Source organism: Corynebacterium sp. CMW7794, assembly GCF_001563605.1.
Taxonomy (GTDB): domain Bacteria; phylum Actinomycetota; class Actinomycetes; order Mycobacteriales; family Mycobacteriaceae; genus Corynebacterium; species Corynebacterium phoceense.
In genome coordinates this window covers 35,569-58,658 of record NZ_KQ961711.1, presented here as the reverse complement: position 1 = coordinate 58,658, position 23,090 = coordinate 35,569, and the positions used below count along the sequence as shown (strand labels likewise).

Annotated in this window: 19 protein-coding genes and 4 pseudogenes; 12 read left to right on the top strand and 11 right to left on the bottom strand. The window is 64.4% G+C overall.

The genetic code is table 11. From position 1 onward, the window contains the following. Positions 1 to 54: 54 nt before the first annotated feature. Positions 55 to 504 (top strand): annotated as a pseudogene (locus HMPREF3227_RS13960) (helix-turn-helix domain-containing protein); the annotation flags it as partial. Positions 505 to 523: 19 nt separating this feature from the next. Further along, positions 524 to 1,743 (top strand): annotated as a pseudogene (locus HMPREF3227_RS12720) (IS30-like element IS1513 family transposase). A gap of 8 nt (positions 1,744 to 1,751) precedes the next feature. Here the strand turns inward: HMPREF3227_RS12720 and zupT are convergent. Then, positions 1,752 to 2,498 (bottom strand): annotated as a pseudogene (zupT, locus tag HMPREF3227_RS01440) (zinc transporter ZupT); the annotation flags it as partial. 50 nt (positions 2,499 to 2,548) lie between these two features. Between zupT and HMPREF3227_RS01435 the strand changes: the two are divergent. Then, positions 2,549 to 3,598 carry a hypothetical protein gene (locus HMPREF3227_RS01435; RefSeq protein ID WP_066509607.1) on the top strand — a complete coding sequence of 350 codons (1,050 nt, stop codon included), beginning with the start codon at positions 2,549 to 2,551 and terminating at the stop codon, positions 3,596 to 3,598. 20 nt (positions 3,599 to 3,618) lie between these two features. Further along, entirely contained in the window at positions 3,619 to 4,692 is a 1,074-nt protein-coding gene (locus HMPREF3227_RS01430; protein ID WP_066488667.1) for a lipoate--protein ligase family protein, read from the top strand. A gap of 195 nt (positions 4,693 to 4,887) precedes the next feature. Here HMPREF3227_RS01430 and pcp read toward each other — a convergent pair whose 3' ends face one another. Both pcp and HMPREF3227_RS01420 read right to left on the bottom strand, forming a co-directional pair. Further along, complete coding sequence (gene pcp, locus HMPREF3227_RS01425; RefSeq protein ID WP_066488662.1) at positions 4,888 to 5,493, bottom strand: pyroglutamyl-peptidase I; 606 nt, start codon at positions 5,491 to 5,493, stop codon at positions 4,888 to 4,890. Positions 5,494 to 5,502: 9 nt separating this feature from the next. Beyond that, on the bottom strand, positions 5,503 to 6,840 hold the full coding sequence (locus HMPREF3227_RS01420; RefSeq protein WP_066488658.1) for a hypothetical protein: 1,338 nt from the start codon (positions 6,838 to 6,840) through the stop codon (positions 5,503 to 5,505). A 306-nt stretch (positions 6,841 to 7,146) separates the two neighbouring features. On the opposite strand from HMPREF3227_RS01420, the gene HMPREF3227_RS01415 reads away from it, so the two are divergent. Beyond that, positions 7,147 to 8,034: a GNAT family N-acetyltransferase gene (locus HMPREF3227_RS01415; RefSeq protein WP_197429491.1), complete on the top strand. Its 888-nt coding sequence runs from the start codon at positions 7,147 to 7,149 to the stop codon at positions 8,032 to 8,034. Here HMPREF3227_RS01415 and HMPREF3227_RS01410 read toward each other — a convergent pair. Both HMPREF3227_RS01410 and HMPREF3227_RS01405 read right to left on the bottom strand, forming a co-directional pair. Next, complete coding sequence (locus tag HMPREF3227_RS01410) at positions 8,031 to 8,945, bottom strand: cation diffusion facilitator family transporter (protein WP_066509603.1); 915 nt, start codon at positions 8,943 to 8,945, stop codon at positions 8,031 to 8,033. The genes HMPREF3227_RS01415 and HMPREF3227_RS01410 overlap by 4 nt on opposite strands. 225 nt (positions 8,946 to 9,170) lie before the next feature. Next, positions 9,171 to 10,052, bottom strand: a complete 882-nt coding sequence (locus tag HMPREF3227_RS01405; RefSeq protein WP_066488645.1) for a D-arabinono-1,4-lactone oxidase — start codon at positions 10,050 to 10,052, stop codon at positions 9,171 to 9,173. A 131-nt stretch (positions 10,053 to 10,183) separates the two neighbouring features. Between HMPREF3227_RS01405 and HMPREF3227_RS01400 the strand changes: the two genes are divergently transcribed. Then, positions 10,184 to 11,761, top strand: coding sequence for a succinic semialdehyde dehydrogenase (locus tag HMPREF3227_RS01400; RefSeq protein WP_066509601.1), 1,578 nt, complete (start codon positions 10,184 to 10,186; stop codon positions 11,759 to 11,761). 153 nt (positions 11,762 to 11,914) lie between these two features. Here the strand turns inward: HMPREF3227_RS01400 and ychF are convergent, their stop codons facing one another. Next, entirely contained in the window at positions 11,915 to 13,000 is a 1,086-nt protein-coding gene (ychF, locus tag HMPREF3227_RS01395) for a redox-regulated ATPase YchF (protein ID WP_066488637.1), read from the bottom strand. Between the two features lie 47 nt (positions 13,001 to 13,047). On the opposite strand from ychF, the gene HMPREF3227_RS01390 reads away from it, so the two are divergent. Both HMPREF3227_RS01390 and HMPREF3227_RS01385 read left to right on the top strand, forming a co-directional pair. Next, positions 13,048 to 14,520, top strand: coding sequence for an AI-2E family transporter (locus HMPREF3227_RS01390; protein ID WP_066488636.1), 1,473 nt, complete (start codon positions 13,048 to 13,050; stop codon positions 14,518 to 14,520). A 37-nt stretch (positions 14,521 to 14,557) separates the two neighbouring features. After that, a complete protein-coding gene (locus tag HMPREF3227_RS01385) occupies positions 14,558 to 15,670 on the top strand; it encodes a DNA recombination protein RmuC (protein WP_066488626.1) in 1,113 nt (370 codons plus the stop codon). Here HMPREF3227_RS01385 and HMPREF3227_RS01380 read toward each other — a convergent pair. After that, positions 15,667 to 16,881: an MFS transporter gene (locus HMPREF3227_RS01380; protein ID WP_197429490.1), complete on the bottom strand. Its 1,215-nt coding sequence runs from the start codon at positions 16,879 to 16,881 to the stop codon at positions 15,667 to 15,669. The two genes, HMPREF3227_RS01385 and HMPREF3227_RS01380, sit on opposite strands and share 4 nt — an antisense overlap. A gap of 505 nt (positions 16,882 to 17,386) precedes the next feature. Between HMPREF3227_RS01380 and HMPREF3227_RS01375 the strand changes: the two genes are divergently transcribed. Further along, on the top strand, positions 17,387 to 18,379 hold the full coding sequence (locus HMPREF3227_RS01375; RefSeq protein ID WP_141629167.1) for a DUF6542 domain-containing protein: 993 nt from the start codon (positions 17,387 to 17,389) through the stop codon (positions 18,377 to 18,379). 84 nt (positions 18,380 to 18,463) lie between these two features. Here HMPREF3227_RS01375 and HMPREF3227_RS01370 read toward each other — a convergent pair. Beyond that, positions 18,464 to 18,996, bottom strand: a pseudogene (locus HMPREF3227_RS01370) (type 1 glutamine amidotransferase domain-containing protein). A gap of 139 nt (positions 18,997 to 19,135) precedes the next feature. Continuing rightward, positions 19,136 to 20,092, bottom strand: a complete 957-nt coding sequence (locus HMPREF3227_RS01365) for a 4-hydroxy-3-methylbut-2-enyl diphosphate reductase (protein ID WP_066491269.1) — start codon at positions 20,090 to 20,092, stop codon at positions 19,136 to 19,138. A gap of 87 nt (positions 20,093 to 20,179) precedes the next feature. Here HMPREF3227_RS01365 and xseA point away from each other — a divergent pair, with 87 nt between their 5' ends. From xseA to HMPREF3227_RS01350, 3 genes are read left to right on the top strand one after another with little or no spacing between them, the layout of a single operon-like run. After that, the gene (xseA, locus tag HMPREF3227_RS01360) at positions 20,180 to 21,421 is read left to right on the top strand and encodes an exodeoxyribonuclease VII large subunit (RefSeq protein WP_066509595.1); all 1,242 of its coding nucleotides are present in this window, start codon (positions 20,180 to 20,182) and stop codon (positions 21,419 to 21,421) included. A gap of 32 nt (positions 21,422 to 21,453) precedes the next feature. Then, on the top strand, positions 21,454 to 21,729 hold the full coding sequence (locus HMPREF3227_RS01355; protein ID WP_066491279.1) for an exodeoxyribonuclease VII small subunit: 276 nt from the start codon (positions 21,454 to 21,456) through the stop codon (positions 21,727 to 21,729). Continuing rightward, positions 21,729 to 22,067 carry a hypothetical protein gene (locus HMPREF3227_RS01350; RefSeq protein WP_066491281.1) on the top strand — a complete coding sequence of 113 codons (339 nt, stop codon included), beginning with the start codon at positions 21,729 to 21,731 and terminating at the stop codon, positions 22,065 to 22,067. The genes HMPREF3227_RS01355 and HMPREF3227_RS01350 overlap by 1 nt, the downstream gene beginning before the upstream one ends. 56 nt (positions 22,068 to 22,123) lie before the next feature. Here the strand turns inward: HMPREF3227_RS01350 and HMPREF3227_RS01345 are convergent, their stop codons facing one another. Both HMPREF3227_RS01345 and HMPREF3227_RS01340 read right to left on the bottom strand, forming a co-directional pair. Then, positions 22,124 to 22,693, bottom strand: coding sequence for a DUF4245 domain-containing protein (locus HMPREF3227_RS01345; RefSeq protein WP_066491283.1), 570 nt, complete (start codon positions 22,691 to 22,693; stop codon positions 22,124 to 22,126). A 6-nt stretch (positions 22,694 to 22,699) separates the two neighbouring features. Further along, positions 22,700 to 22,891 (bottom strand): hypothetical protein, encoded by a 192-nt coding sequence (locus tag HMPREF3227_RS01340; protein WP_066491285.1) that lies wholly within the window; start codon positions 22,889 to 22,891, stop codon positions 22,700 to 22,702. Positions 22,892 to 23,090 lie beyond the last annotated feature (199 nt).

The following is a 23,090-nucleotide window of genomic DNA, read 5'->3' as shown; positions in this document are numbered from 1 at the left end:
TGAAACAATTGGACTCCTGGATGTTGTGGCAACGGGCGTGCTGTCAAGGGGTGAATGCGCCACTTCGACCGGGAGGTAGTTGTGACGCGTTGGACTCCGAAGGATGTTAAGGATGCTGCTGTTGAGCGCGTGGTGGCAGGCGAGGCAGTTAGCCTGGTCGCGCGTGATGTGGGTGTAGGCCCCGAATCGGTTTACGGTTGGTTGAGGGTAAGAGGTGTCGAACCTCCAGGCAGGCGTGCGAGTCGTTTGCGTGATCCGTTTGTCCGTGAGGCTGTTGGGTTGGTGCGTGCAGGTATGTCGATCAGTCAAGCAGCACAGACTGTTGGAATATCGACTGGCTTGCTTCACAGCAGGTTAAAGAAAGCTGGTGTAATCGAAGTGCGGCCTAGACGCGCCCACTTGTCACCTGATGAACGTGCCCAGGCCGTGGAGCGAGTGCTTGCTGGTGAGAGCTGTCAGACAGTGGCTGATGCTATCGGTGTGCATCCTTCTACCGTGTATGGGTGGATAAGGAAGCAGCGGTATGCGAAGTTACGCCGGCAGCGACATCGTCGAACGCCTGATGAGGCGGTGGTGTCTTTGCCAGATACAGGCAAGAAGCTGGGTAAAGATTCTGTTATGCCAGCACCGATGAAAACTCAAGCCGTTGATGGATTTCCTAGCGGCGTATTCGACAAACACGCCTTAGTAGGGCGTGGTCGCAGGCTTACTGTTGAAGACCGTGTTGCTATTGAAGCGGGATGTCGTGTCGGTGATTCGGCACGAGCCATCGCGCAGAAAATAAATAGGCACCACAGTGTCGTCGCTCGTGAAATCACCCGTAATGGTTGGAAGATCGTCGATGAGGACGGCACAGAGCAGCTGCGGTATAACGCCCACAACGCTGCTGTTTCTACTGCTGGTCGGATGGTGCGGCCAAAACTACGCAAGCTCGATGAAAGCCCAACGCTTCGGGGTGTAGTAGTCGATTGCCTTGCCCGCAGGTGGTCACCTGGGCGCATTAGTGCATGGCTTGAGCATGCTTTCAGCGATGATGAAAGCATGCGTATTTCCCACGAAGCGATCTACAGTGCCTTATACATTCAAGGCAAAGGCAGCCTGCGAGCCGAGCTTGAAGAAGTCATGAAGACTAAAGACGTACTTATCCGCGGCGGCTCAACACGCAAGCGTCGTGCCCGAAACGCTGGCGTGTTAACCGGTCGCCCTTGGATCAAAGGTGCTGAGATCACCCACCGCAGCCCGGAAGCTGATGACAGGGCTATTCCCGGGCACTGGGAGGGCGACCTTGTTATTGGTAAAGGTGGCAAAAGCGCGCTGATTACCCTAGTAGAGCACCCCAGCCGTTACACCCTGCTTGGACACCTTCCCGATGAGCACAGTTCACACACCGTGGTCGCAACCCTGCAGGACATGGTCAAAGACCTCAACACCGAGCAGCTAAAGACCATCACATGGGACCAAGGCGCAGAAATGGCTGTCACAGCACAAGTCCAGATTAAAGACGGCTGCCAGGTGTTTTTCTGTGAACCGCACTCACCGTGGCAGAGACCAACCAACGAGAACACCAACGGCGAGATCAGGCGCAGGTTCTACAAAAAGGGCACCGACTTTGCCACCGTCACACCCGAACATGTCGCGTGGGTGCAAAATGAGCTCAACGAAACACCCCGACAAATCCTCGGCGGCGCAACCCCACGTGAAATACTTAACGAACTATTCAAGCGTGGCGCATCCACCGCTTGATTCCGCCCCATGCCCGCGATGAGGCCGTAGATGGCGTAGTGGTGCTCGCCGGTTTCCTCTGCGGTAGGCAGCAGCTCATCCAAGGAAATGAACACCATGATGCCGGCAATGACGCCGAAAGCCACGCCCATCGTCGTATCGCCGAGCACTGGCAAGAGCAGCACATAGCCCACGACGGCGCCCACTGGCTCCGCGAGGCCGGACAGCGTCGCCCACGCAAACGCCTTGCGCCGCGAGCCCATGGCCTGGCGCAGGGGCACGGCCACAGCGATACCCTCCGGAATATTGTGAATGGCGATAGCAAACGCGACCGGCAGCGCGATGCTCGCGTCCTCCAAGCCGGCGAGGAATGCCGCGAAGCCTTCCGGGAAATTGTGGAAGGCAAGCGCCGCGGCGGCGAACACGCCGGTCTTCATGAGCCGGGCGCGGCGGGCATCGTCAAGCATGGTGCCCGGCTCGTGCGGATTGATCTCTTCCGGCACAAGGCGGTCGATGACCGCAATGATGGCAATGCCCAGGAAGAACGCACCCACGCCCAGCCACGTGCCAGTGCGCTCCGAGTCGAAAGCCGTAATGAGCTTGTCCACGCCCTGCGGCAAAATCTCCACAAAGGAGACGTAGAGCATGACGCCGGCGGACAGGCCAAGGGCCCCCGCCATGAATTTCGGCCCCGGGTTGCGGTGGCCCACGGCGATGGCGGCGCCGATAGACGTGGATAAGCCCGCAAGCAACGTCAGAGCAAGGGCAAACAACATGGCTTTAGAGTCTACGATGGAGGAGTCCACTTACCAACGCGAGGAGCGCCATGCAGCACTATCCCTTGGCCCGCAACTACTGCGGCGTGGAACACGCAGCGGTCCTCGAGCACATCGTCGCCTCCACCGCGCTAAAAATTCCGCACCTGGCCGACGGCCCGACGCTCATCGACGTCACCCTCGAGACCAATAATCTCACCCGCGGCTGGAATATCCGCTGCCCACTGGGCTACCTGGGTGCCCTCGACGCCGAGGAATCCCAGGATTTCCCGGACCTCGAACAGCTGCGCACCATGCACGTCACCACCACAGCGACGGTCGAAATCGTCGACGGCATGCTCGACATCGCGGTCAACCTCGGCCTCGGCCCCTGGCAGGTGCCACGCAATAACGCGGGCGGCCCCGTCCTCGCCCCGGGGATGGGCGTGCTGCTTGCCACGGAGACCACACATGACGTTTCCGCGGAGCAGCTCACGCAGATGGACACGTGTTCCTTCTTTGTTTCCCTCACGCTCATGGGCGAGACGTTCGTCGCCTCCGCCGAAGACTGCGTGCTGGGCACGGCACCGGCGCCGGCGCATGTCGCCAACCTCCTGCGTCACGCGGTCGAGGGCGGCCAGACGCTCTTCGCGCGTGCCTATGCCGCAGACGGACTCATCGCGGTCGACGTGCCCGAGCCCGGCTCGGCGGAGTTCTTCGAGCCACCCGTTCCGGCACTCGCGCCCCGCGCGCGCATCATCCCGGAGCCACCCGCAGCAGACGGCACCTGGCAAGCGCTCATCCAGCCTGCCGATGCCGCCTCCCCCGTCCCCCAGGGCACCCGGCCGTTCCCTCAGATCACCCACCCCACATCGGCGTCGACAGCACCGCTCGATACTGCGGCGATGACGGAGCACGCGCGCGCCCGCGGTGTCGATGTCGCCGTCCTCGCTGGGGTCGTCGCGGGGCTGGGCGGCGAACCCGACCTCACGTGGCGCCCATTGCCGCTGCCCCAGGCCGCTGGGCGCTACTCTTCGGAGTCCGCGCGTGTGTCGGCGCGGCGGAAAGCCTCGGGTAAGGCGAAGCGGCATCGGAAGCCCGGCCGCGGCCGAAAAGATTAAACACGAGTACGCTCTTGTTTATGACTGAAGCGAATAAGCACTTTGAACTCAAAGTCCCGGGCGGCAAACTCATCGTCGTCGATATCACGGTCGACGAGGCCGGCGCCATCACCGCGACGCAGGTCGCGGGCGATTTCTTCCTTGAGCCCGAGGACGCCTACGAGGCGCTCGCGCCGGCGCTCGTGGGCACGCACCGCGGCGAGGCGACCGCGGATATTCAGGGCCGTCTCGACGCCGCCTTGGCGCGCATTGAGGAGCCGGTGGCCCTGCACGGGTTTAGCACGCACGATCTTGCGGTGACGGTGCAGCGCGCGCTGTCCGACGGCACGGATTTCACGGACCACGAGTGGGAAATCCTGCAGCCGGGCGTGCTGCCCACGCCGGTCAACGTCGCGCTCGACGAGCTGTTGCTCGACCAGGTGGCCACCGGCCAGCGCGGCCCGACGCTGCGCTTCTGGGAGTGGGACGACCGCGCCGTCGTGTTCGGCAGCTACCAGTCCTACTCCAATGAGCTCGACCAGGCGGGCGTGGACAAGCACGGGATTACGCCGGTGCGTCGCATGTCCGGCGGCGGTGCGATGTTCATGGAGGGCGGCAACTGCATCACGTACTCCATCTACGCTCCCGAGTCTCTCGTCGCGGGCTACTCGTATGAGGATTCTTACGCCTATCTCGATCAGTGGGTCCTCGCGGCGCTGGCCAAGCATGGCGTCAACGCGTGGTACGTGCCCATCAATGACATCACCTCGGACGGCGGCAAGATCGGCGGCGCGGCCCAGAAGCGTCGCCGCGGCGCGGTGCTTCACCACACGACGATGAGCTACGACATTGACGCGGACAAGATGATGGACGTCTTGCGCATCGGCAAGGTGAAGGTCGCGTCCAAGGGCCTGGCGTCGGCGAAGAAGCGCGTTGACCCGCTGCGCCGCCAGACCGGCGTGCCGCGCGAGGAGATCATCGCGACGATGGCCCAGGAATTCGCCACCCGCTACGGCGCACGTCCTACGGAACTCACAGAGGCCGATCTCGCGGCGGCACGTGATCTCGTCGACACGAAGTATGCGACCGAGGCGTGGACCAAGCGCCTGCCCTAACCCGCGCTGGCGCCCCGTAAAAATCCCTCCAGGACATATAAGGCCCCTGATCCGCGCCGCGGATGCCCCTTATATGTCCTGAAGTGCTATCAGCGGGAGCGAGTCAGAGCTAGTCGACTGTCGCGCCGAGGAACGCGGCAAAGGCCGGGGCAAGGTGTAGCGGGCTGAGCTTGGGTGCGGCGACGATGCGGGCCATTAGTGCGTCGCTCCCTCCGCCGACACGAGATCGCCGTCCGGATGGGCGACGATGGCTTCGATGGCGGCGACGAGCCCGCGCGTGATGTCCGCGACGGGCAGCGACGGCTCGCCTTGTTCCGGCGCGTAGGGCACGTGGATGAATCCGGCGCGGGTCGCGGTGCCGGCGGTCGCGTGCAGCATGCGGTACATGAGGTGGTTGCACACGAAGGTGCCCGCGGTATTCGACAGCGCTGCGGGCAAGCCAGCGTCGCGAATGGCGGCGACCATGGCTTTGACCGGCAGCGTCGCGAAATATGCTGCGGGTCCATTCTCGACGATGGGCGTGCCCGTGGGCTGGTTACCCGCGTTGTCTGGAATCGACGCGTCGTCGATATTGATAGCCACGCGCTCCGGCGTGAGCTGGGCGCGGCCTCCGGCCTGGCCGACACAGAGGACGGCATCGGCACGCTTGAGGTCTGGTAATGGGGCACCGAAGCGAGTAGGGACGGTAAAACGCACGACATCCGCCCCGGCAATGCGGGACGGAAGTTCGGCCACGGCGAGCTGCGCGGGGTTGACGCGCTGCCCGCCGAAGGGATCGAAGGCGGTGACGACTATTCGCATGCCCTCATTTTAGAAGGTGCCCTTCAGCTCCTTGCCGGTATCCGACAGGGTGGCGCCGCGGGAGTCGACGTTCTGGTCGTTGTACTCGGAATCGTCGCCGTCGATGCGGGAGATCTGGGTGACCTCGATGTAGTTGTGGAGACGGCCCTCAGAGGTGTTGCCGTCGCCGAAGTCGAGGTTGGCCACGCGGACGGAGTCGCCGGCGTTAATCGGGTTAGCCAGCGTGACCTCGAAGGAACGAGTGGAGGTCTTCTCATCGAAGCCCAGGTCGCGAATGTGCGCGCCGTTGGAGGAACGCGGGGTGATAAGGCGGTCAACGCCCTCCGGGCCCTCGGCGGTCTTAACATCCACGCGGAACTGGGTTGCCGGGAACTCGCCGTAGTAACGGTCGGTGCCGACATTCTTCAGGCGCAGCGCGACGGTGCCTGCGAAGCCGTCGGACTTCGCACCGGACGTCGTGAAGTACGGCTGGAGGTCGAGCTTGTGCTGCTCCTCGGCCTGCTTCTTATCAGCCTCTTCCTCGGCCTTGCCCTCGGCCTCGGTGGCGACCTCGCCCTCAACCGGGACCTCGTTGTTCTTCACGACCTCAGCGTCGGCCTCCGGGTCCTTGGCTTCTTCCTCAACGACCGGGGTGGTGTTCTGCGCGTCCTTGTTCGGGGCGTAGGAATCCGCGATGTCGTCGTAGAGCTTGACGCGGACCTCGTTCTTCACAGGCTGCAGCGCGGACCAGAAGGTCGGGGTGGACCAGGTGCCGTTGGGCTTGCAGTACTGCTGCGTTCCGGTCATGTCGAGAACGCGGAAGCCGTAGGTGGCCTCACCGGTGTGGTTCGGCGGAACGTCGTACGGGCCGATGGACTGGCCAGCCTCCCAGGACAGGGAGTAGGACGCGGACGCACCGAGCGACTTGGCGATGGAGAAAGAAACGCCCGCGGTCGTGCCATCCTGGGTGTGGCTACCGTTGATGGAGGTCGTCTGGGTGCGGTCGCCGTTGACGGAAACCTGAATGGACTGCGACTTGGACAAGTTCTGCTGGAGCGGAATGTCCTTCTCCGTCTGGTTCGTGGTGGAGATGGTGCCCACCGGCATGAACGTGTCAGTCACCTTGTAGACCACGGTGCGGGTGTCTTCCCACGGGTTGCAGATGGGGCGCGCGTTGAGCACGTTCGCCTTGATGTGGTCCGAGCCATGGCTGGTGTGGACGATGGGGAGCTTGGCGTTGACAGCCGGGGTCTCCGGGTAGGACTCGGTCTGGGTTGCAGCACCAGCGAGCGGGGCGACGAGCGCTCCGGAGAGCGTGGCGCCGGCCACAGCGGCAGCAGCGGCGGTGGCAAGACGGCGAAGCTTCATGCAGTTCTCCTCGAGAGTGTACGGATGTGGGTGCACCGCTCGAACGCGGCGGCGCGACGTGACCTAGGTTAAGGTTCCCCTCACCCGCCTGCAACAGGATAAGTATATATATGACATGCACATCATTTTTCTCTCCCCACAGGGCAGAGACACGGGATAACGGGCGAAACATTCGAGAATCCACACGGCTACCCCAAAAGTTTCTCCCGTAAACTAAAGATGTAGTGACAAATATTCCTCTTAGGAAACACTCTTACCCCCATGCGGGGGCGAGTCGCGCGCACCGCCACACATGGGGCTCAAAATGTGAGTCACCTTACTTGTAGCCTGGGTGGCTATGAACGTAACTTTTATGAGGAACCGGCCGAGTTTCGTGCGGCCGCTAGCGAGTATCTGAAGGAGCATCTGCGCGAGACAAGCGTGCTTGCCACCCAAGCGAATAAGCCGAAGCTCGAGGACCAGCCGTATTGGTTCGCGACGATTACTGACGGCGACGACATCGTAGGCGTGGCGATGCGCACAAAGCCGACGCCGCCCCACCCCGCCTATGTCCAGAAGCTTCGCCCCGCGGCGCTTGCCGCGTTGCAGGACGCGCTGTCCGAGCGGGGTGAGAAGCTGCCGGGGTGCATCGGCCACTTTGAGACAGCCAAGGCGCTCGCCGGCCCCGGCGCGCGGCTGGAGATGCATTCGCGCCTGCACTTTTTCGACGAGGTGGTCTGGCCCGCGTGCCCGGCGGGCGAACTGCGTGCGGCGACTCCGGACGACGTGGACCTCATCGTCGACTGGCGCCGGCAATTCGTACACGACTCAGAAGAACAGGCGGGGCGTAAGCCATGTGAGAAGCGGTATGCCGCTTTCTTCAACGCGGCGGACGTGGCGGAGCGTCTCGCGCGCGGCGGTCATTGGCTGTGGGAGGTCGACGGGCAGCCAGTCCACTACACGGCCGTGAACGACACAGGCCTGGGTCTCAAGCGCATTGGGCCGGTGTTTACGCCCGCGGCCGAGCGCGGACAAGGCTACGCGGCGTGGGTCGTGGCAACGCTCACGCAGGACATCCTCGACGACGGCGAGGTCGCGACGCTCTATACGGACCGAGCAAATCCCGTCTCGAACCGCGTGTATGAACGGATTGGCTACCAGTCCGTGGGCGACGAGGGCGAGTTTTACGCCGCGGGTTGTAGCGCGGCGAGCTAGCGCATGTGGAGCATGCGGCGGTGCTCGACGCCGGCAGGCTCCAAGTGGATGAAGACCTCTGCGCCTGGGAAGAGACCGTCCACGTCGTCTTCGAGGGCATCGGCAGCTTGGTGGGAGGCGAGGACGGTCCACGTGGGGTCGACGTCGGCGGTGAGATAGATGAAGCGCTGGCGGCCGAAGGCCACGGTGCGGCGTTGGGTAATCGTGAGGCCATGAGCGGGGGCAACGCGCGCGAGGAGCTCGTCGAGGGCGGCGTTTTCCTCGACGGGCAGGGATTCAGAGAGCAGGCCCGAAAGGGAGTCGCGCAGGAGCTGGTACCCGGTCCACATGATGTTGATACCCACGGCGAGCGCGATGACGGGGTCGAGCCAGAGCCAACCGGTGAGCCACACGGCAGCGATGCCCACGAGGACGCCGACGGAAGTCCACACGTCGGTAAGCAGGTGTTTGCCGTCCGCATCGAGGGTCGCGGAGCGATAAGTCTTACCGGCGCGCAGGAGCGCCAAGCCGACCACGAGGTTGAGCACGGAAGCGGCGGTGGACAAAAGAAGGCCCAGGCCAGGTTGCTCGAGCGGCTGAAGATGAATGAGGCGGTTGGCGGCGGACCAGAGAATCATGCCGGCGGCAACAAAGATGAGCGCGCCTTCAAGCAGCGCGGAGACATACTCGGCCTTGCCGTGGCCGAAATGGTGGTCCTTGTCCGCGGGCTTGACGGCGACGCGCAGCGCAATGAAGCCTGCGATGGCTGCGACGAGGTTGACGATGGATTCGAGGGCATCGGAAAGAAAACCCACGGAACCGGTGAGCCACGCGGCAAGGGTCTTCAGCAGGATCGTCGCGACGGCGGCGGCGATAGACAGCTTCATAAACCGCTCGAGGGCGGTTTGTTCGGAACGATCAACGGCGGACATAGTAACGAGTCCCTTCGGTTCAGCCGGGTAGGAAACGGACGGTGAATACCGAAGGTCTCGTTCACCAGGTGGAACCTGGCTGGGTGGCCGGGCGCGCGGCGCCAGTATGTCGACCAGCCAGCGCCGACCCTGTTAAACCCCAGGTGCCGACGCGGAACTACTCCCCTTCTGCACAGCCATAAAACCAGCCGTGCGCTGGGGTGTCAATTGAGACCGAAAGTTCAATTAGCCGAAGAGTTTCTTCAAATAATTTGAGCCGAAGCGCCACTGCGGATCCATCTGTTCGCGCAGCGCACAGAACTCGTCGAAGCGCGGATAAAGCTCTGCTAGGTCCGCGCGGCCAAGGGTGTGCATCTTGCCCCAGTGCGGGCGCCCGCCGGCGACGCGCAGGAGCGGTTCGATCTCGGCGAAGATGGGCTGCGGTTCCACGAACTGCGGCACGTGCGTGGCGATGTACATGGACTCGCGGCCGGTAGACGTGGACAGCGCAACGTCGTCCGCGGCCGTGGTGCGCAGCTCGAGCGGGAAGCCGATGCGCCAGCCGCGGCGGTCGATTAGCGATCGGATCTCGCGGACGACCGCGGGGCCGTCAGCCAGCGGCACGGCGTACTCCATCTCGTGGAAGCGCACGCGACGCGGCGAGACGAACACGCCGTGGTTCGTGCCGCGGTAGCGGTTGTGCGAGAGCGCTGCGGTCGCGATGCGGTTGGCGTAAGGGATCGACGCGGGCACGGCGCGCCCGACCGCCAGGGCCGCAGCGAAGGCGCCGTTGCCCACGAGTTCCTCGTCGAGGAATTCCTTCCGCTTCGGACGCGGGCCCACCTCGTGCGCGGCATCGGGCGCTAGGCGCGTATTGCGCTTGATCTGCGCGCGGTCGGTATGCGGGAACCAAAAGCACTCAAAGTGATCCGCACTGCGGGCGTGGGTCTCCCAGTTCTCAAGGATCTCGTCGATGTCGCCGCCGACTTCCTCCGCGACGAGGTCGAAGGACAGCGCATTACGCAGGGCCTCGACACTGCGCAGCGACTTGGAGGCCACGCGAATGGGCAGCCCGCCGGCGCGGGCGACCATGGCGCGTGCGTTGTTTTCAAAGGCGTCGACGTCCACCGCGCCCAGCGGCGCGACGCTCGTCCCCGCGCCGCTGGTCCACGGCCGCGCGCAGCGCTTGTGTGAACCGCATCTCAGTGACTGTCATAGTGCAAGGATAGTCACACTAGTAATCGCTAGTATGGGAATTTATGAAAACCTTTCGCTCGCCCTCGCTTCCCGCTGAACTCGCCGCTCGCCTGCGCTCGATCCTCGACTCCGCACCGGCTGGCGACGTGCGCGGCACCGGCCCCGCGCACATCGCGGTAGCCCCCTGGACCGGCGAGGAACTCTTTACTTTCCCCACCGCGACCACACCCGACGTCGAGGCCGCAGTCACGGACGCCCGCGCCGCACAAAAGGTCTGGGGCAACACGAGCTTCGCCGAGCGCCGCCGCGTGTTCTTCCGCCTCCACGAGGCTTTGCGCGAAAACGAGGACACCGTCCTTGACCTCATCCAGGCCGAAAACGGCAAGGCCCGCGCCCACGCCTATGACGAGGTCATGGACCTCTACAATTGCGCGCGCTTCTATGGTCAGCGCGCCGCCCACGCCTTGCGCGACGAGCGCCACCGCGGCGCCTTGCCTGTGCTCACCACGACGCGCACGCAGTATTACCCGCTCGGCGTCGTTGGGCTCATTTCCCCGTGGAATTATCCGCTCTCCCTCGGCGTCGGCGACGTCCTCGCCGCGCTCGCCGCGGGTAACGCCGTGGTTCACAAGCCGGACTCTCAGACCACGCTCACGGCCATCTACCTGCGCCGCCTCGCCATCGCCGCGGGCCTGCCCGCGGGTGCGTGGCAACTCGTGCCGGGCCGCGGCGCCGAGGTCGGCGACGCGCTCGTGCCTCTCGTGGACGGCCTCTCCTTTACCGGCTCGACGAAGGTGGGCAAGCAGCTCGCCACCCAGGCTGCAGAGCGCCTCATTCCCGCCATACTCGAGCTGGGCGGTAAGAATCCCGCGCTCGTGCTTACCGATGCCCCCGCTTCCTCCACCGCCCCTGCCCTCGTCCGCACGGCTTTTTCCTCCTCAGGACAGCTGTGTATGTCTGTCGAGCGCGCCTACGTCCATGCCGATGTCTACGACGAGCTCGTCGCCGAACTGCAGCAAGCGCTCGACCGCGAGGTGCTCGGTGCGTCGTTCACTGACGCGGCGACCATCGGCACGCTCACCTCGGCAAGGCAGCTCGAGACTGTCCAACGCCACGTCGACGACGCGGTATCCAAGGGCGCAACTGTCGTGTACGGCGGCAAGGCCCGCCCGGAGCTCGGTCCGTTCTTCTTCGAGCCGACCATCCTCGAGGGTGTCACGGAAGACATGGAGTGCTACGCTGCCGAGACCTTCGGCCCCGTGCTTTCCCTCTATAAGGTGAACTCGGACGAGGAGGCCATCGCACGCGCCAACGACACGTCGTATGGCTTGGCGGCCTCCGTGTGGTCCGGATCCGAGCGCCACGCCTGGAACGTGGCCAGCCGGGTGGAAGCCGGCATGGTTAATATCAACGAAGGCTTCGCGGCGGCCTACGGCTCCATCGCCGCGCCGGGCGGCGGCGTCAAGGAATCCGGCCTCGGCCACCGCCACGGCGAGACCGGCCTACGCCTGTGGTCCAACGAGCGGACGGTCGCCGCGCAACGTCTCCACCCGCTCGCGCCCTCGACGCTCCTGCCGCCCGAGCGCTTCCGCACGCTCATTACGACGGGCATGCATGTGATGAAGACGTTGCGACTCTAAGCGGGATTTCACGACAACGAAGCCCTCCCGATCGCGCGATCTGGAGGGCTTCGTTGTCGTGAAAAGCCGGTGAAGCGTTGACGAGCTCCGACTCGTGGTCGCCACCGGTGAGCATAGTGTGCGAGCAGACTCGGGCTGTGGCGGTGGGTGAGTCTAGCCGCCGATCTTGAAGTCGCAGACGTCGCCGTCTTGCATGATGTAGTCCTTGCCTTCCTGGCGGACCTTGCCGTGAGCGCGGGCCTCGGCCATGGAGCCAGCCTCGTCGAGGTCGTCGAAGGAGACGATTTCCGCCTTGATGAACTTCTTCTCGAAGTCGGTGTGGATAACGCCAGCGGCCTGCGGGGCGGCGGAGCCCTTCTTAATCGTCCAGGCGCGCGCTTCCTTCTCACCGGCGGTGAGGTAGGTCTGCAGGCCAAGCGTCTCAAAACCAGCCTTGGCGAGCGTGGCCAGGCCTGGCTCGGTCTGACCCACGGACTCGAGGAGCTCCATGGCCTCATCCTCGGGCAGTTCGAGCAGCTCGGTCTCGGTCTGGGCGTCGAGGAAGACGCACTCCGCCGGGGCGACGAGCTCTGCGAGCTCGGCGCGCTTGGCGGCATCGGTAAGCACGGCCTCGTCCGAGTTGAAGACGTACAGGAAGGGCTTAGCAGTCATGAGATGGAGGTCGCGCAGCGGCGCGAGATCGAGCTCGCCGTTCTTCGCGGCGGCGAAGAGGGTGCGGTCATCCTCGAGGACGGCCTGAGCCTTCTTGGTCTCCTCGACTTCGACGGCCTTCTCCTTATCCTTGCGGGCTTCCTTCTCCAGGCGCGGCAGGGCCTTCTCGATGGTCTGCAGGTCAGCGAGGATGAGCTCGGTATTGATGATCGAGATATCGTGCGCCGGGTCGACCTTTCCGTCGACGTGGATGACATTGTCATCGGAGAACGCGCGAACGACCTGACAGATGGCGTCGGCTTCGCGGATATTGGCGAGGAAGGCGTTGCCCATGCCCTCGCCCTTGGAGGCGCCCTCGACGATGCCGGCGATATCCACGAAGGACACGGTCGCGGGCAAAATGCGCTCCGAGTTGAACATCTCAGCCAAGCGGTCGAGGCGCTTATCTGGCAGCTCCACGAGGCCGACGTTGGGCTCGATGGTGGCGAACGGGTAATTCGCGGCCAAGATATCGGAACGGGTCAGGGCGTTAAATAGCGTGGACTTGCCCACGTTGGGCAGGCCGACGATTCCAAGTGTAAGACTCACGGGGCCAATCCTAACGCACCGGAAAAAGTTTAAGGCAAGATGGTGGGGTGAGTTTTGATCAGCCCGACGCGTCCCCGACAGACCCCAGCGCCCACCCCGAGGCCCTGGGGCTTTCCGCCAAGCCGAGTGAGGCTGCCGATGCCGCCCGCCTGAGCGGCGTCTCTCCGCACCCGCCGGGAGACCAAGTCGACCGCTCCGTTGTCGTGGCCGACATGGTGCGCAACGTCTCGATGTGGGCGCTGCGCCTGTTTATCATCGGCGCATTTATCTATGCGGCCGCGCGCATGCTGGGCAACTTCTGGCAGGGCGTCCTGCCGGTTCTGCTGGCGCTCATTATTTGTACGGTGCTCGCGCCGCTGTCGGGTGGGATGCGCAAGGTCGGGCTGCCCAGCGGGCTCGCCGCGTTCGCCTCCATCCTGCTGTTCTTTGGAATCGTGGGCGGCATCATCGCGTTTGTCGCGCCGAACTTCGCGCGGCAATCCCAGACGCTGTACTTACAGACCGTCGAGGGCATCCAGCGCCTGCAGCTGTGGGTCCAGGGTCCGCCGCTCGAGCTTGATAACGACGAGCTGGGCCGCTATATCGACGAGGCCGCCACATGGATTCAATCCCGCGCGGGTTCCATCGCGGGCAGCGTCTTCTCCGGCATCGGCACCGTGACCTCCATCGTGGTCACCCTCCTCGTCGTCCTCGTCCTTACTTTCTTCTTCCTCAAGGACGGCCACAAATTCTTGGGCTGGCTGCGCGAGGCCACCGGCCGCCGCGCGGGCTGGCACCTCACCGAGCTGCTCACCCGCGCCTGGAATACACTGGGCGGCTTCGTCCGCGCACAAGCGCTCGTCTCTGCCATCGACGCCGTCTTCATCGGTCTAGGACTTATCATCCTCAACGTGCCGCTCGCCATGGCGCTGGCGATTATCACGTTCTGCGCCGGCTTCATCCCCTTCGTCGGCGCCATCGTCGCTGGCGCGCTGTCCGTGACCATCACGCTCGTCTCCCTGGGACTCACCAAGGCCGTCATCGTGCTCATCATCGTCCTCGTCGTCCAGCAGCTCGAGGGCAATGTGTTGAGCCCCTGGCTCCAGGCCCGCGCCATGAACCTCCACCCCGTCGTCGTGCTCATCTCCGTCACCGTCGGCTCCGCGCTCTTTGGTCTCGTGGGCGCCTTCCTCGCCGTGCCCGTCGTCGCCGTGTTCGCGGTGTGCTGGCGCTACGTCCTTGAGGTCCTCAAGCTGCAGTCGGGCGAGATCCACGCCGAGGACATCCGCTTCGAGACCGTCGCAGGCGAGCTCATCGGTCGCTACACCGAAGACGAGGGCCGCTTGAAACGCGTCACCCTGCGCGACAACGAGTTCGCTGGCGAGGCCGCAGGTCGCGACGCTGCAGCTGATGGCACCGACCCCACCACCATGGACGTCGACGCCGCGCCACACCCGGCCGAGCGCCCGCGTATTCGTCCGCAGCTCGACAAGGCCCGCGACATTCTCGATAAAACTTTCGAAAAGTTCCGGCGTTCCTAAACGACCATGTCGACACCGTCTGGCAGGGTGGGGCTCCATGAGCTCCATCCTGTATTTGATTCTTGGCCTTGTTCTTGGCGCCGTGCTGGGCTGGCTCGCACACGCCTACCGCGTGGGCCAGTCCCCCGCGCCTGCTTTGCCTGCCGATGCCACCCGCGAACTCACCGCCGGAGTGCGCGAAGGCCTCGCAGATTCACTCGACCGCCAGGTCGTCCCGCTTGAGAAGGCCATGGATCGCCTGGGCCTCCAACTCCAGGAGCTCGAGGCTGGTCGCGCCGCCGAATTCGCGTCGCTCACCAGCCAGGTGCAGGCCATCACGCGTACCTCGGCGCGGCTCAATGACCGCACAGACAAACTCGTCACAGCGCTGCGCTCCCCCAACGTTCGCGGCCGGTGGGGCGAGATCCAACTCGAGCGCGTCGTAGAGCTCGGCGGCATGGTCAAGCACGTCGACTTCGACTCGCAGGTCACCGCCACCCTCGACGGCCAGCGCGTGCGCCCCGATCTCGTCATCCGCTTGGCCGGTGGGCGTCAGATCGTCCTTGATGCCAAGGTTCCTTTCAGCTCGTATCTTGACGCGCTCGAGGCCACAGACCCCGAGGAGCACGCCGCTTTCCTGCGCCGCCACGCCCATCTCATGCGCAGCCACGTCGCGGCGCTGTCCGGCCGCGAGTACATCGAGGCCTTCCAGCCCACGCCCGAGTTCGTGGTACTCTTCGTCCCCGCCGATCCTTTCCTCGACGCCGCGCTGAGCGTCGACCCGGACCTCCTCGAGTTCGCCTTCGAGCGCAATATCGTCATCGCAACCCCCACCACGCTCTTCGCCCTGCTGCGCACCGTCGCGCTGGGCTGGCGGCAGGAAGACATCTCGGACAAGGCGCGCGAGGTGCAGCGCCTAGGCCGCGAGCTCTACTCGCGCCTTAACACCATGGGCGAACACTTCAATAAGGTGGGTCGCGGCCTCGAGCGCGCCATCGACGCCTTCAACGCGACGCTCGGCTCCGTCGACTCCCGCGTCATGGTCACCGCCCGCAAGCTCGGCGAGATGGACATCCCGGCGCGCACGGACCGGCTCCCCACCGAACTCGAGCGCGTCGATACGTGGCCGCGTTACGCGCAGGAGCCTCTACCGGAGGAAGGCGGCTTTTAGGATGCACGCCGCGCAGCAGCACGACGCGCGACTGCGAGCTGCAGGCCTAAGGCAATGACCGCGCCTGCGGCAGGAATCCAGAAGGCAGCATAATGGCTGGCGGTAAACACGGGCATCATGACGACAGGAGCCAGCGCCGCGCCGAAGAAACGGAAGGCCAACACGGTCGACAGGAGTTCCGTGCCACCGGGCGAGCGCAGCACGAGCATGTTGATGATGATCTGTACCGCTTGCATGCCCACGAGCGCCAGCGCCCAGGCAACCGCAATGACGATCGGGTGCGAGGACAGTGGCACGCACAACAGTCCCGCGATGACGCTCCCCAGTCCCAGCGCGAGCGACCGGGACACGCCCAGGGCTTCGACCGCGCGACCAATGAATCGGGAGAAAATAAACGCTGCCAAACCGCCGCACATCACGACGGCGCCGCGGCCGGCCGAGCCGAGATCAAAGCGCTCCGCAGCGAGCAAGGACACGGCAAACGGCATGCCCACCACACCGGCGCCCAGAATCAGGAAGGTGAGCATGTGGACGGACATATATCCCCATTGCACCCGCTCGTTGTCACCAGCCACCCGGCGCGGCGCGGGCGTGAGCATGGGCACCCGTACCAAGAAGATGAAGACCACGGAGGCGATAACGACCAGATAGGTCAGCCGCCAAGAAATGAGCGCGGCGGCACCGGCCAGCAGCGGAGCCGAGAACACGCCCAACGATTGCATCGCAGTAAACGTCCCCAACGCGGTGCCCAGCTCATGGTCAGGAGTAATCCGTTTCACAATGCCTTGCAGGACTGGAGTCGTGAAGGCATTGGCAATCGCCATGATGACGAAGATCGTGAGGAATATCCACCATGTAGGCGCCAGCATCAGACCTACGGCGCCCGCACAAATAACAGCGAATGCGACAAGCACGACCTTGGACGGTGAAAACCCGCGCACCAGTCGGCCAGAAAACAACATCGCAACCGCAAACGGAAAGGTGTACGCCGTAATGGTCAGCGCGGCGAGGGAGACTGAAATCCCAAACGAACGCGAAAACTCCGGCAAGACGACGGAAGTAGACTGGCCGACAAAGGGACCCACAAATCCGCCTAGGTGAATAGCCGCGCGCTGCCACCGTGTTCCGCTGGGATCAGCAACCTCGTCGCCCGCAGCACGGTGGGCCGAACCGGAAGCGCCCTCTCCTCGGTGCGATGTCGAATTGGTCATGCACGCACTGTAACGCATCGTTCATAACCTGCACCGAAGTTCGTAAAGCGAACGATTTTTACCCCCGTTCCCCACCGATGTTCTACATCTTTCCGTCGACAGACGGCGAAATCCGCATCCACGCCAACGGCCCGGACGTGTGGCTACACCGCAGCGACTATCTCAACGCCCGCGCCGGCACGATCCACTCGTTCTCCTTCCACGCACACAACACGCACATGCTCGGCATTCTCACGACACCTCTCTGTGAGAAACTCTTCGAGTATATGAACGCGCCCTCGGATTTTCGCCGTGCAAGAAGAAGGCACCGAGCCGTGGTTCCCAGCGGAAGGATTGTGGCACGGCGCAAGCCGAACTCGACCTCACCGTCGTGGGCCCGCCGCCACGGCACTAACCGACGACGGCCCGCGCGTCTCGTTTCGGGGTGACAACGCGGGCTCGATATGCGGAAACTCACCTCGCTCAATCCCTCTTTCTGGGTAAAGAAAAGGTAAAATTGCCGTTCGTGTCACATGCCAATGCCTCCACCGCCACCCGCCGTCCCTCCGGATACGCGCCGCGGTCCGGCATGCCAGTGTGGTCCGGGCCGGCGATTATCGCTGGCGGGCTCCTTCTTGGCCTCATTATTACGGTCGCCATGAGCGGCTTTAGCTGGGCCTTTACAGCATGCTTCGCACTCGGCGTCCTCGCGGCCGTCCTCGTGGTCAACCCACGCGGCTTGCTCATTACGGTCTTGTCTATCCCCGTGATCTTCGCGGTCATGGTGTTGCTCACCGGCTGGCTGACTGCGTATAGAAGCAGCGATACTGCCTCGTTGTTCTCGCGTACCACGCTGTTTACTGGCGCCTATCCTTTCGTTGAACGTTTTCCCGCGCTGCTCATCCTTGTCCTAGCCGGGGCTCTTATCGCCGTCGTGCGCCTGTGGCTCGCTGGTCGCAACGCCTCGTCAACCCGCGAGTCTGAGGCTGCTACCCGCCGCGCCACCGCGGAGGCCGAGCGCCGCAATCGTGTCGCAAGCACCCGCGCCCGCCAGCGCTCCGGCACGCTCACGGTGGCGGAGCTCAAAGCCCGCAATCAATCGGAGACCGCCTCCACCCGTCGCGTTCGCACCGGCGAGCGGGACCGCGACGCGCGCCGCCGCGAACAGGCCGCGGAGCGCGCCGCCCGAGAACGCATCGAGCAGGGACTCCCGGCGCGCGATGCTCTCGAGCGCGAGCAGGCTGAGCGCGTCGCCCGTGCGCGTGCCCGCCGCGAGGCCCGCGAACGCGAGCTCGCTGAGGCTCAGGCCGCAGCCGAGGCTCAGGCTGCGAAGACGTCTACGTCGAAAGAGGACGCTCCGGTGCGCCCCGATCCGAATCGCCGTGCAGGCGACGGCACCGCCACGTTCCCTGCGCAATCGGCCCCGGCTACCGATGCCCCCTCAGATTCACCCGCAGCCTCCAAGCGTCCCGCGCGCCGCGCCAGCCGCCTCGACGAGGACCTCTACGGCGAGGACTAAACGCCACCGCGCAGACAGAACAATCCCCCGGCGCGACGCCCAATTCATGCAAGCGTCGTACCGGGGGACTTCTGTAAGAACGTCTTAGTGCTTGCCCTCAGCAAACTCTTCGACGATCTTCGCGTTGAAGGCGGGCAGGTCGTCCGGCGTACGAGAGGACACAAGGCCCTCATCAACGTGGACTTCCTCGTCGACCCAGGTCGCACCCGCGTTGCGCAGGTCCGTCTTGAGCGACGGGAACGACGTCAGCGTACGGCCCTTGAGCACGTCCGCGTCGGTAAGAATCCAGCCGCCGTGGCAGATAACGCCCAGCGGGCGGCCTGCCTCGACGTGCTTCTTCACGATCTCCACGGCTGCCTCATCGAGACGCAGCGCATCCGCATTGCCGGTGCCGCCGGGCAGCACGATGCCATCAAACGCTCGCCACGGGCCTCAGCCGTCGTGGCGTCTACGTCGATGGAGGTACCCTTTTTGCCGCTAATCTGGCCCTTCTCCGGGGCAAGAATCTTCACGGTCGCTCCCGCCTCGCGCACGGCGTCCGCCGGCGAGGTGAGCTCGGAATCCTCAAAATCGTTCGTCGCGATAAAGGCAATTGTCTTTGTGGACAGATCCGTCATTGTCTAACTCCTTCATGACTATCGAATGCTTACGAGGATCCACCGTAACCGCCCTCTGCGAGCTCTGCAGAGCTCCTGCGTACAGCGCCGCATACACAAAACCCCGGTCCGCACGGACCGGGGACGCAACGCGAAAGACTTACTTCACGCGTGCTGGCCGCAAGTCACGCGGCAAGGCAAAAGTAATGGTCTCGGTGCTCGTGGTCACCTGCTCGACGTCGCTGTAGCCGCGCTCGTCGAGGAATTCGAGGACCTCGCGCACGAGCAGCTCCGGCACGGAGGCGCCACAGGTAACGCCCACGGTGGTCACGCCGTCGAGCCACTCCTCCTGGATCTCCTTGGCGAAGTCCACGAGGTGGGCATCCTTGGAGCCAGCTTCGAGCGCGACCTCAACGAGGCGCACGGAGTTCGAAGAGTTCTTGGAGCCCACCACGATCATAAGGTCGCACTTCGGCGCGATGGCCTTGACGGAACCTTGGCGGTTCTGCGTGGCGTAGCAAATATCGTCTGACGGCGGGTTCTCCAGGTGTGGGAAGCGCTCGCGCAGGGCGTTGACGATGACCATGGTCTCGTCGACAGACAGCGTGGTCTGGGACAGCCAAATAAGCTTTTCGTCCTGTAGCCAGTCCGGCAGAGCCGCGACACCGTCGAGGCCGTCGACGAGGTGAGTAACCTCCGGCGCCTCACCTGCGGTGCCCTCGACCTCTTCGTGCCCCTCGTGGCCGACGAGGAGGATGTGGTAACCGTCGCGGTGGAAGCGCTGGGCTTCCTTGTGCACCTTCGTCACAAGCGGGCATGTGGCATCGAGCGTGATCTGGTTGCGGTTCTTCGCCTCGGCGCGCACGGTGGGCGCAATGCCATGGGCGGAGAAAACAAGGTGGGCGCCCTCGGGGGCCTCGGAAGCCTCGTCGACGAAGATGACGCCGCGCTCGGCCAAAGACTCGACGACGTAACGGTTGTGAACAATCTGCTTGCGCACGTAAATGGGGGCGCCGTACTTCTCCAGCGCCTTTTCTACCGTCTCGACTGCGCGATCCACGCCAGCGCAGTAGCCGCGCGGCGCCGCCAGGAGAACATTCTTGCCAGCTTCACTCATAAAGCCCAGAGTACCGACGATCGGACAAAAACAATAGACTGGGTGAACACGCCTGTAATTTCTTCGTACATTAAGGTAGGTCACTCTATGGCGCATGCCGCGTCTTCGCCCGAGTCTCCATGGTCCGTCGCCATGGTCAACCACTCCGTCAAGGGGTGGATTGATAAGCTCGGCTACCTGTGGATCGAGGGCCAGCTTGCCCAGGTCAATTACAAGCCTCAGTGGGCCTTCGCGTTCCTCGTGCTCCGCGACGTCAACCAAGACAAGTCCATTGCCTTGCGCGTGCCCTCCCGCCAGTTCGGCGCCATGCAGCCGCGCCCCAAAGAGGGCGACCGCGTCATCATCCACGGCAAGCCCAACTTCTACGAGGGCCGCGGCGAGTTTTCCATCATGGTCGACGACATACGGCAGGTCGGCTTGGGCGACCTCCTGGCGCGCATCGAGATGCTCCGCCAGCAGCTCGCCAGTGAGGGACTCTTCGATCCCGGCCGCAAAAAACCACTGCCCTATCTGCCGCACAAGGTCGGTCTGATTACCTCGCGCGGCTCCCATGCGGAGCGCGACGTCCTCGCCGTGGCCCAGGGCCGCTGGCCGCACGTCCAGTTCCGCGTGGAAAACGCCGCGGTCCAGGGCACCGAGGCGGTCAGCTCCGTCATCCGCGCGCTGCAGATCCTCGACGCGGACCCGCAAGTCGACGTTATCATCATCGCCCGCGGCGGCGGCGCCGTCGAAGACCTGCTCCCCTTCTCTGAAGCGGCCCTCCAGCGCGCCGTCGTCGCGGCGCAGACGCCCGTAGTCTCCGCCATCGGCCACGAGCCGGACTCCCCCATCCTCGACAACGTTGCGGACGTGCGCGCAGCGACGCCTACCGATGCCGCCAAACGCGTCGTCCCTGACGCCGCCGAGGAGCACGCGCTCATCGCCGAAGCCCGCGCCCGCATGTCCGGCGCCCTGCGCGGCTGGGTTGAGCGCGAGCGCCGCAACCTCGCCGCCATCCGCTCGCGGCCCGTGCTCGCCGATCCCATGAAGCCCATCAACGACCGCCGCGACGAACTCGACCGCAACCTCGCCCTCATTCGCCGCGACATCCAGTACGTGCTCAGCACTGAGCAGAAGCAGGTCGCGGCCCTGCGCGCGCAGGTCTCCGCGCTCGGTCCCTCCGCCACGCTCGCCCGCGGCTACGCCGTAGTCCAGGTCGTTCCGCGCGACGGCTCGGGTCCCGAGGTGGTCACGTCCTACCAGCAGTCCCCGCCCGGCAGTCAGCTGCGCATCCGCGTCGGCGACGGCTCGATTACCGCCGCCGCGATGGCCGCTCAGCCGGCAGACTAAACTCCCCCACGAACGCATATTTAAGGAGCACCATGTCCGAGAACACCTTTGGCACCGGCCAGCCGGGCCAGGACGCCTTCCCGCCCGTCGAGCAGCTCAGCTACGAAGAGGCCCGCAACGAGCTCATCGAGACCGTCAAAATCCTCGAGCTCGGCCAGATGGGCCTCGACGAATCGCTCAAGTTCTGGGAGCGCGGCGAGGCGCTCGCCAAGGCCTGCGAGGCCCACCTCGACGGCGCCTCCCAGCGCGTGGAGGCCGCGCTCCACCGCGCCGACCAGGGCGATCAGACCGCAGAGGCGGCAGAGTAATGCAGATTTACGGCTACCCCGGCGACCGCGTCGATTTTGTGTCTAAATCCGGCTCGGCCGGCTCGATCCTCTTTGGTGACCCGCGCTCCCTCGTCGAGGAATTCTTCGGTACCCCGCACACGGACTCCGGCGACGAGGTCACGTACTTCAAGGGCTCCATCGCCGTGGCTTTCGCCGACGGCAAGGTCGAGTCGATTACTGTCACCCCGGGTACCACGCGCGAAAAGGTCGACGTCTACCTCGGCCGCGACAAGCTCAACGGTCTCACCGAGCTTGCCGATGCCCCCGGTGTCTCCGCGGTCTTCTCCCCCGAGCTCACCGCGGTCACGTTCCGCTAGCAGGCTTCGCCCGCTAGAGCGGTCCGCTGGCGCGTTCCGCTAGCGCGGAACGCGGATTAATTGGGGAGGGGTTGCGCCGCGACGAACGCGCGCACCAGCGCCTCATAGTCGTCATCGCTCGCCGATCCGGTGAGAATGACGCGCTCGTCGCCCAAGTCAAAGCCCCACAGCGGGCGGACGTCCGCGTCCTCAGACGCGAAGACCTGCACGTCGGTACCATCGACGGTGCGGGAGCTGCGGTCGGCGCGGTATGCGCCATCGTAATTTTTAAGGGCATCGTCAAGCGGCACGGCTGTCTGCGCAGCCTGGATGAAACCCTCCTCGGCGGTGACCCAGCCAACGATGGCGGCGGTCTCGCCCGCGACGCTCGAGCGGCGCGCGGAGTTGGGGGTCCAGCCTTCGGGCACCTGCGGCAGACGCAGGGCCGTTTCCGTCGTGCGCGACTCTAAGTCAAGGAAAGACTGCGCGTCCACGGGGTTTTCGCGCGCGTAATTTGTCTCTTCCGGGTTGACGGTGCACAGGCCCGTCGCGCCCACGACGACCAACATCATGATGACGACGACGCCGAGCGACAGGACCATGTCCTTGCCGCCTTCAAAGATTTTGGGTTTATCTTCAGCTGCCACGGCTACCTAGTATGGCATGCCGTCGGGGCATTGCCTAAAGCGTTCTCGCGCGGGCGAGCAGTCCTCATGAGCCGCGGCGACGCGCGCGGCAACGGCTTCGCCCACCGTCTCGCCCCGCGGCTTCTCGTGCTCAACAACGACGGCGCCCAGAGCGACGCTCACAGCGAGGACAGGGGCTAGGACTTTCGCAATCATCATGGTCCCTACTGTGCCGCGCCGAGCTAGCAGCAGGCTCGCGGGAGGCCCCGCGCCAGCGACCAATCCCCTGTGCGCTTCCTGTGGGCCTGTTGAACAGGCACTATCGCGGAACGGGTGTACACGTTCCCACATTCGGGGGCCCGATTCGGACGTAGATCTGGAAGAAAAGTGCAACAATATAAGGAGGTCCGTTTACTTC

Excerpts from the sequence above, each read along its gene's own strand:
- HMPREF3227_RS01400 (WP_066509601.1), top strand. The coding sequence starts at position 10,184 with ATGAAAACCTTTCGCTCGCCCTCGCTTCCCGCTGAACTCGCCGCTCGC.
- HMPREF3227_RS01435 (WP_066509607.1), top strand. The coding sequence starts at position 2,549 with ATGCAGCACTATCCCTTGGCCCGCAACTACTGCGGCGTGGAACACGCA.
- HMPREF3227_RS01385 (WP_066488626.1), top strand. The coding sequence starts at position 14,558 with ATGAGCTCCATCCTGTATTTGATTCTTGGCCTTGTTCTTGGCGCCGTG.
- HMPREF3227_RS01340 (WP_066491285.1), bottom strand. The coding sequence starts at position 22,891 with ATGATGATTGCGAAAGTCCTAGCCCCTGTCCTCGCTGTGAGCGTCGCT.
- HMPREF3227_RS01410 (WP_066509603.1), bottom strand. The coding sequence starts at position 8,945 with ATGTCCGCCGTTGATCGTTCCGAACAAACCGCCCTCGAGCGGTTTATG.
- HMPREF3227_RS01350 (WP_066491281.1), top strand. The coding sequence starts at position 21,729 with ATGCAGATTTACGGCTACCCCGGCGACCGCGTCGATTTTGTGTCTAAA.
- HMPREF3227_RS01355 (WP_066491279.1), top strand. The coding sequence starts at position 21,454 with ATGTCCGAGAACACCTTTGGCACCGGCCAGCCGGGCCAGGACGCCTTC.
- HMPREF3227_RS01380 (WP_197429490.1), bottom strand. The coding sequence starts at position 16,881 with ATGACCAATTCGACATCGCACCGAGGAGAGGGCGCTTCCGGTTCGGCC.
- HMPREF3227_RS01420 (WP_066488658.1), bottom strand. The coding sequence starts at position 6,840 with ATGAAGCTTCGCCGTCTTGCCACCGCCGCTGCTGCCGCTGTGGCCGGC.
- pcp (WP_066488662.1), bottom strand. The coding sequence starts at position 5,493 with ATGCGAATAGTCGTCACCGCCTTCGATCCCTTCGGCGGGCAGCGCGTC.
- HMPREF3227_RS01365 (WP_066491269.1), bottom strand. The coding sequence starts at position 20,092 with ATGAGTGAAGCTGGCAAGAATGTTCTCCTGGCGGCGCCGCGCGGCTAC.
- xseA (WP_066509595.1), top strand. The coding sequence starts at position 20,180 with ATGGCGCATGCCGCGTCTTCGCCCGAGTCTCCATGGTCCGTCGCCATG.
- HMPREF3227_RS01430 (WP_066488667.1), top strand. The coding sequence starts at position 3,619 with ATGACTGAAGCGAATAAGCACTTTGAACTCAAAGTCCCGGGCGGCAAA.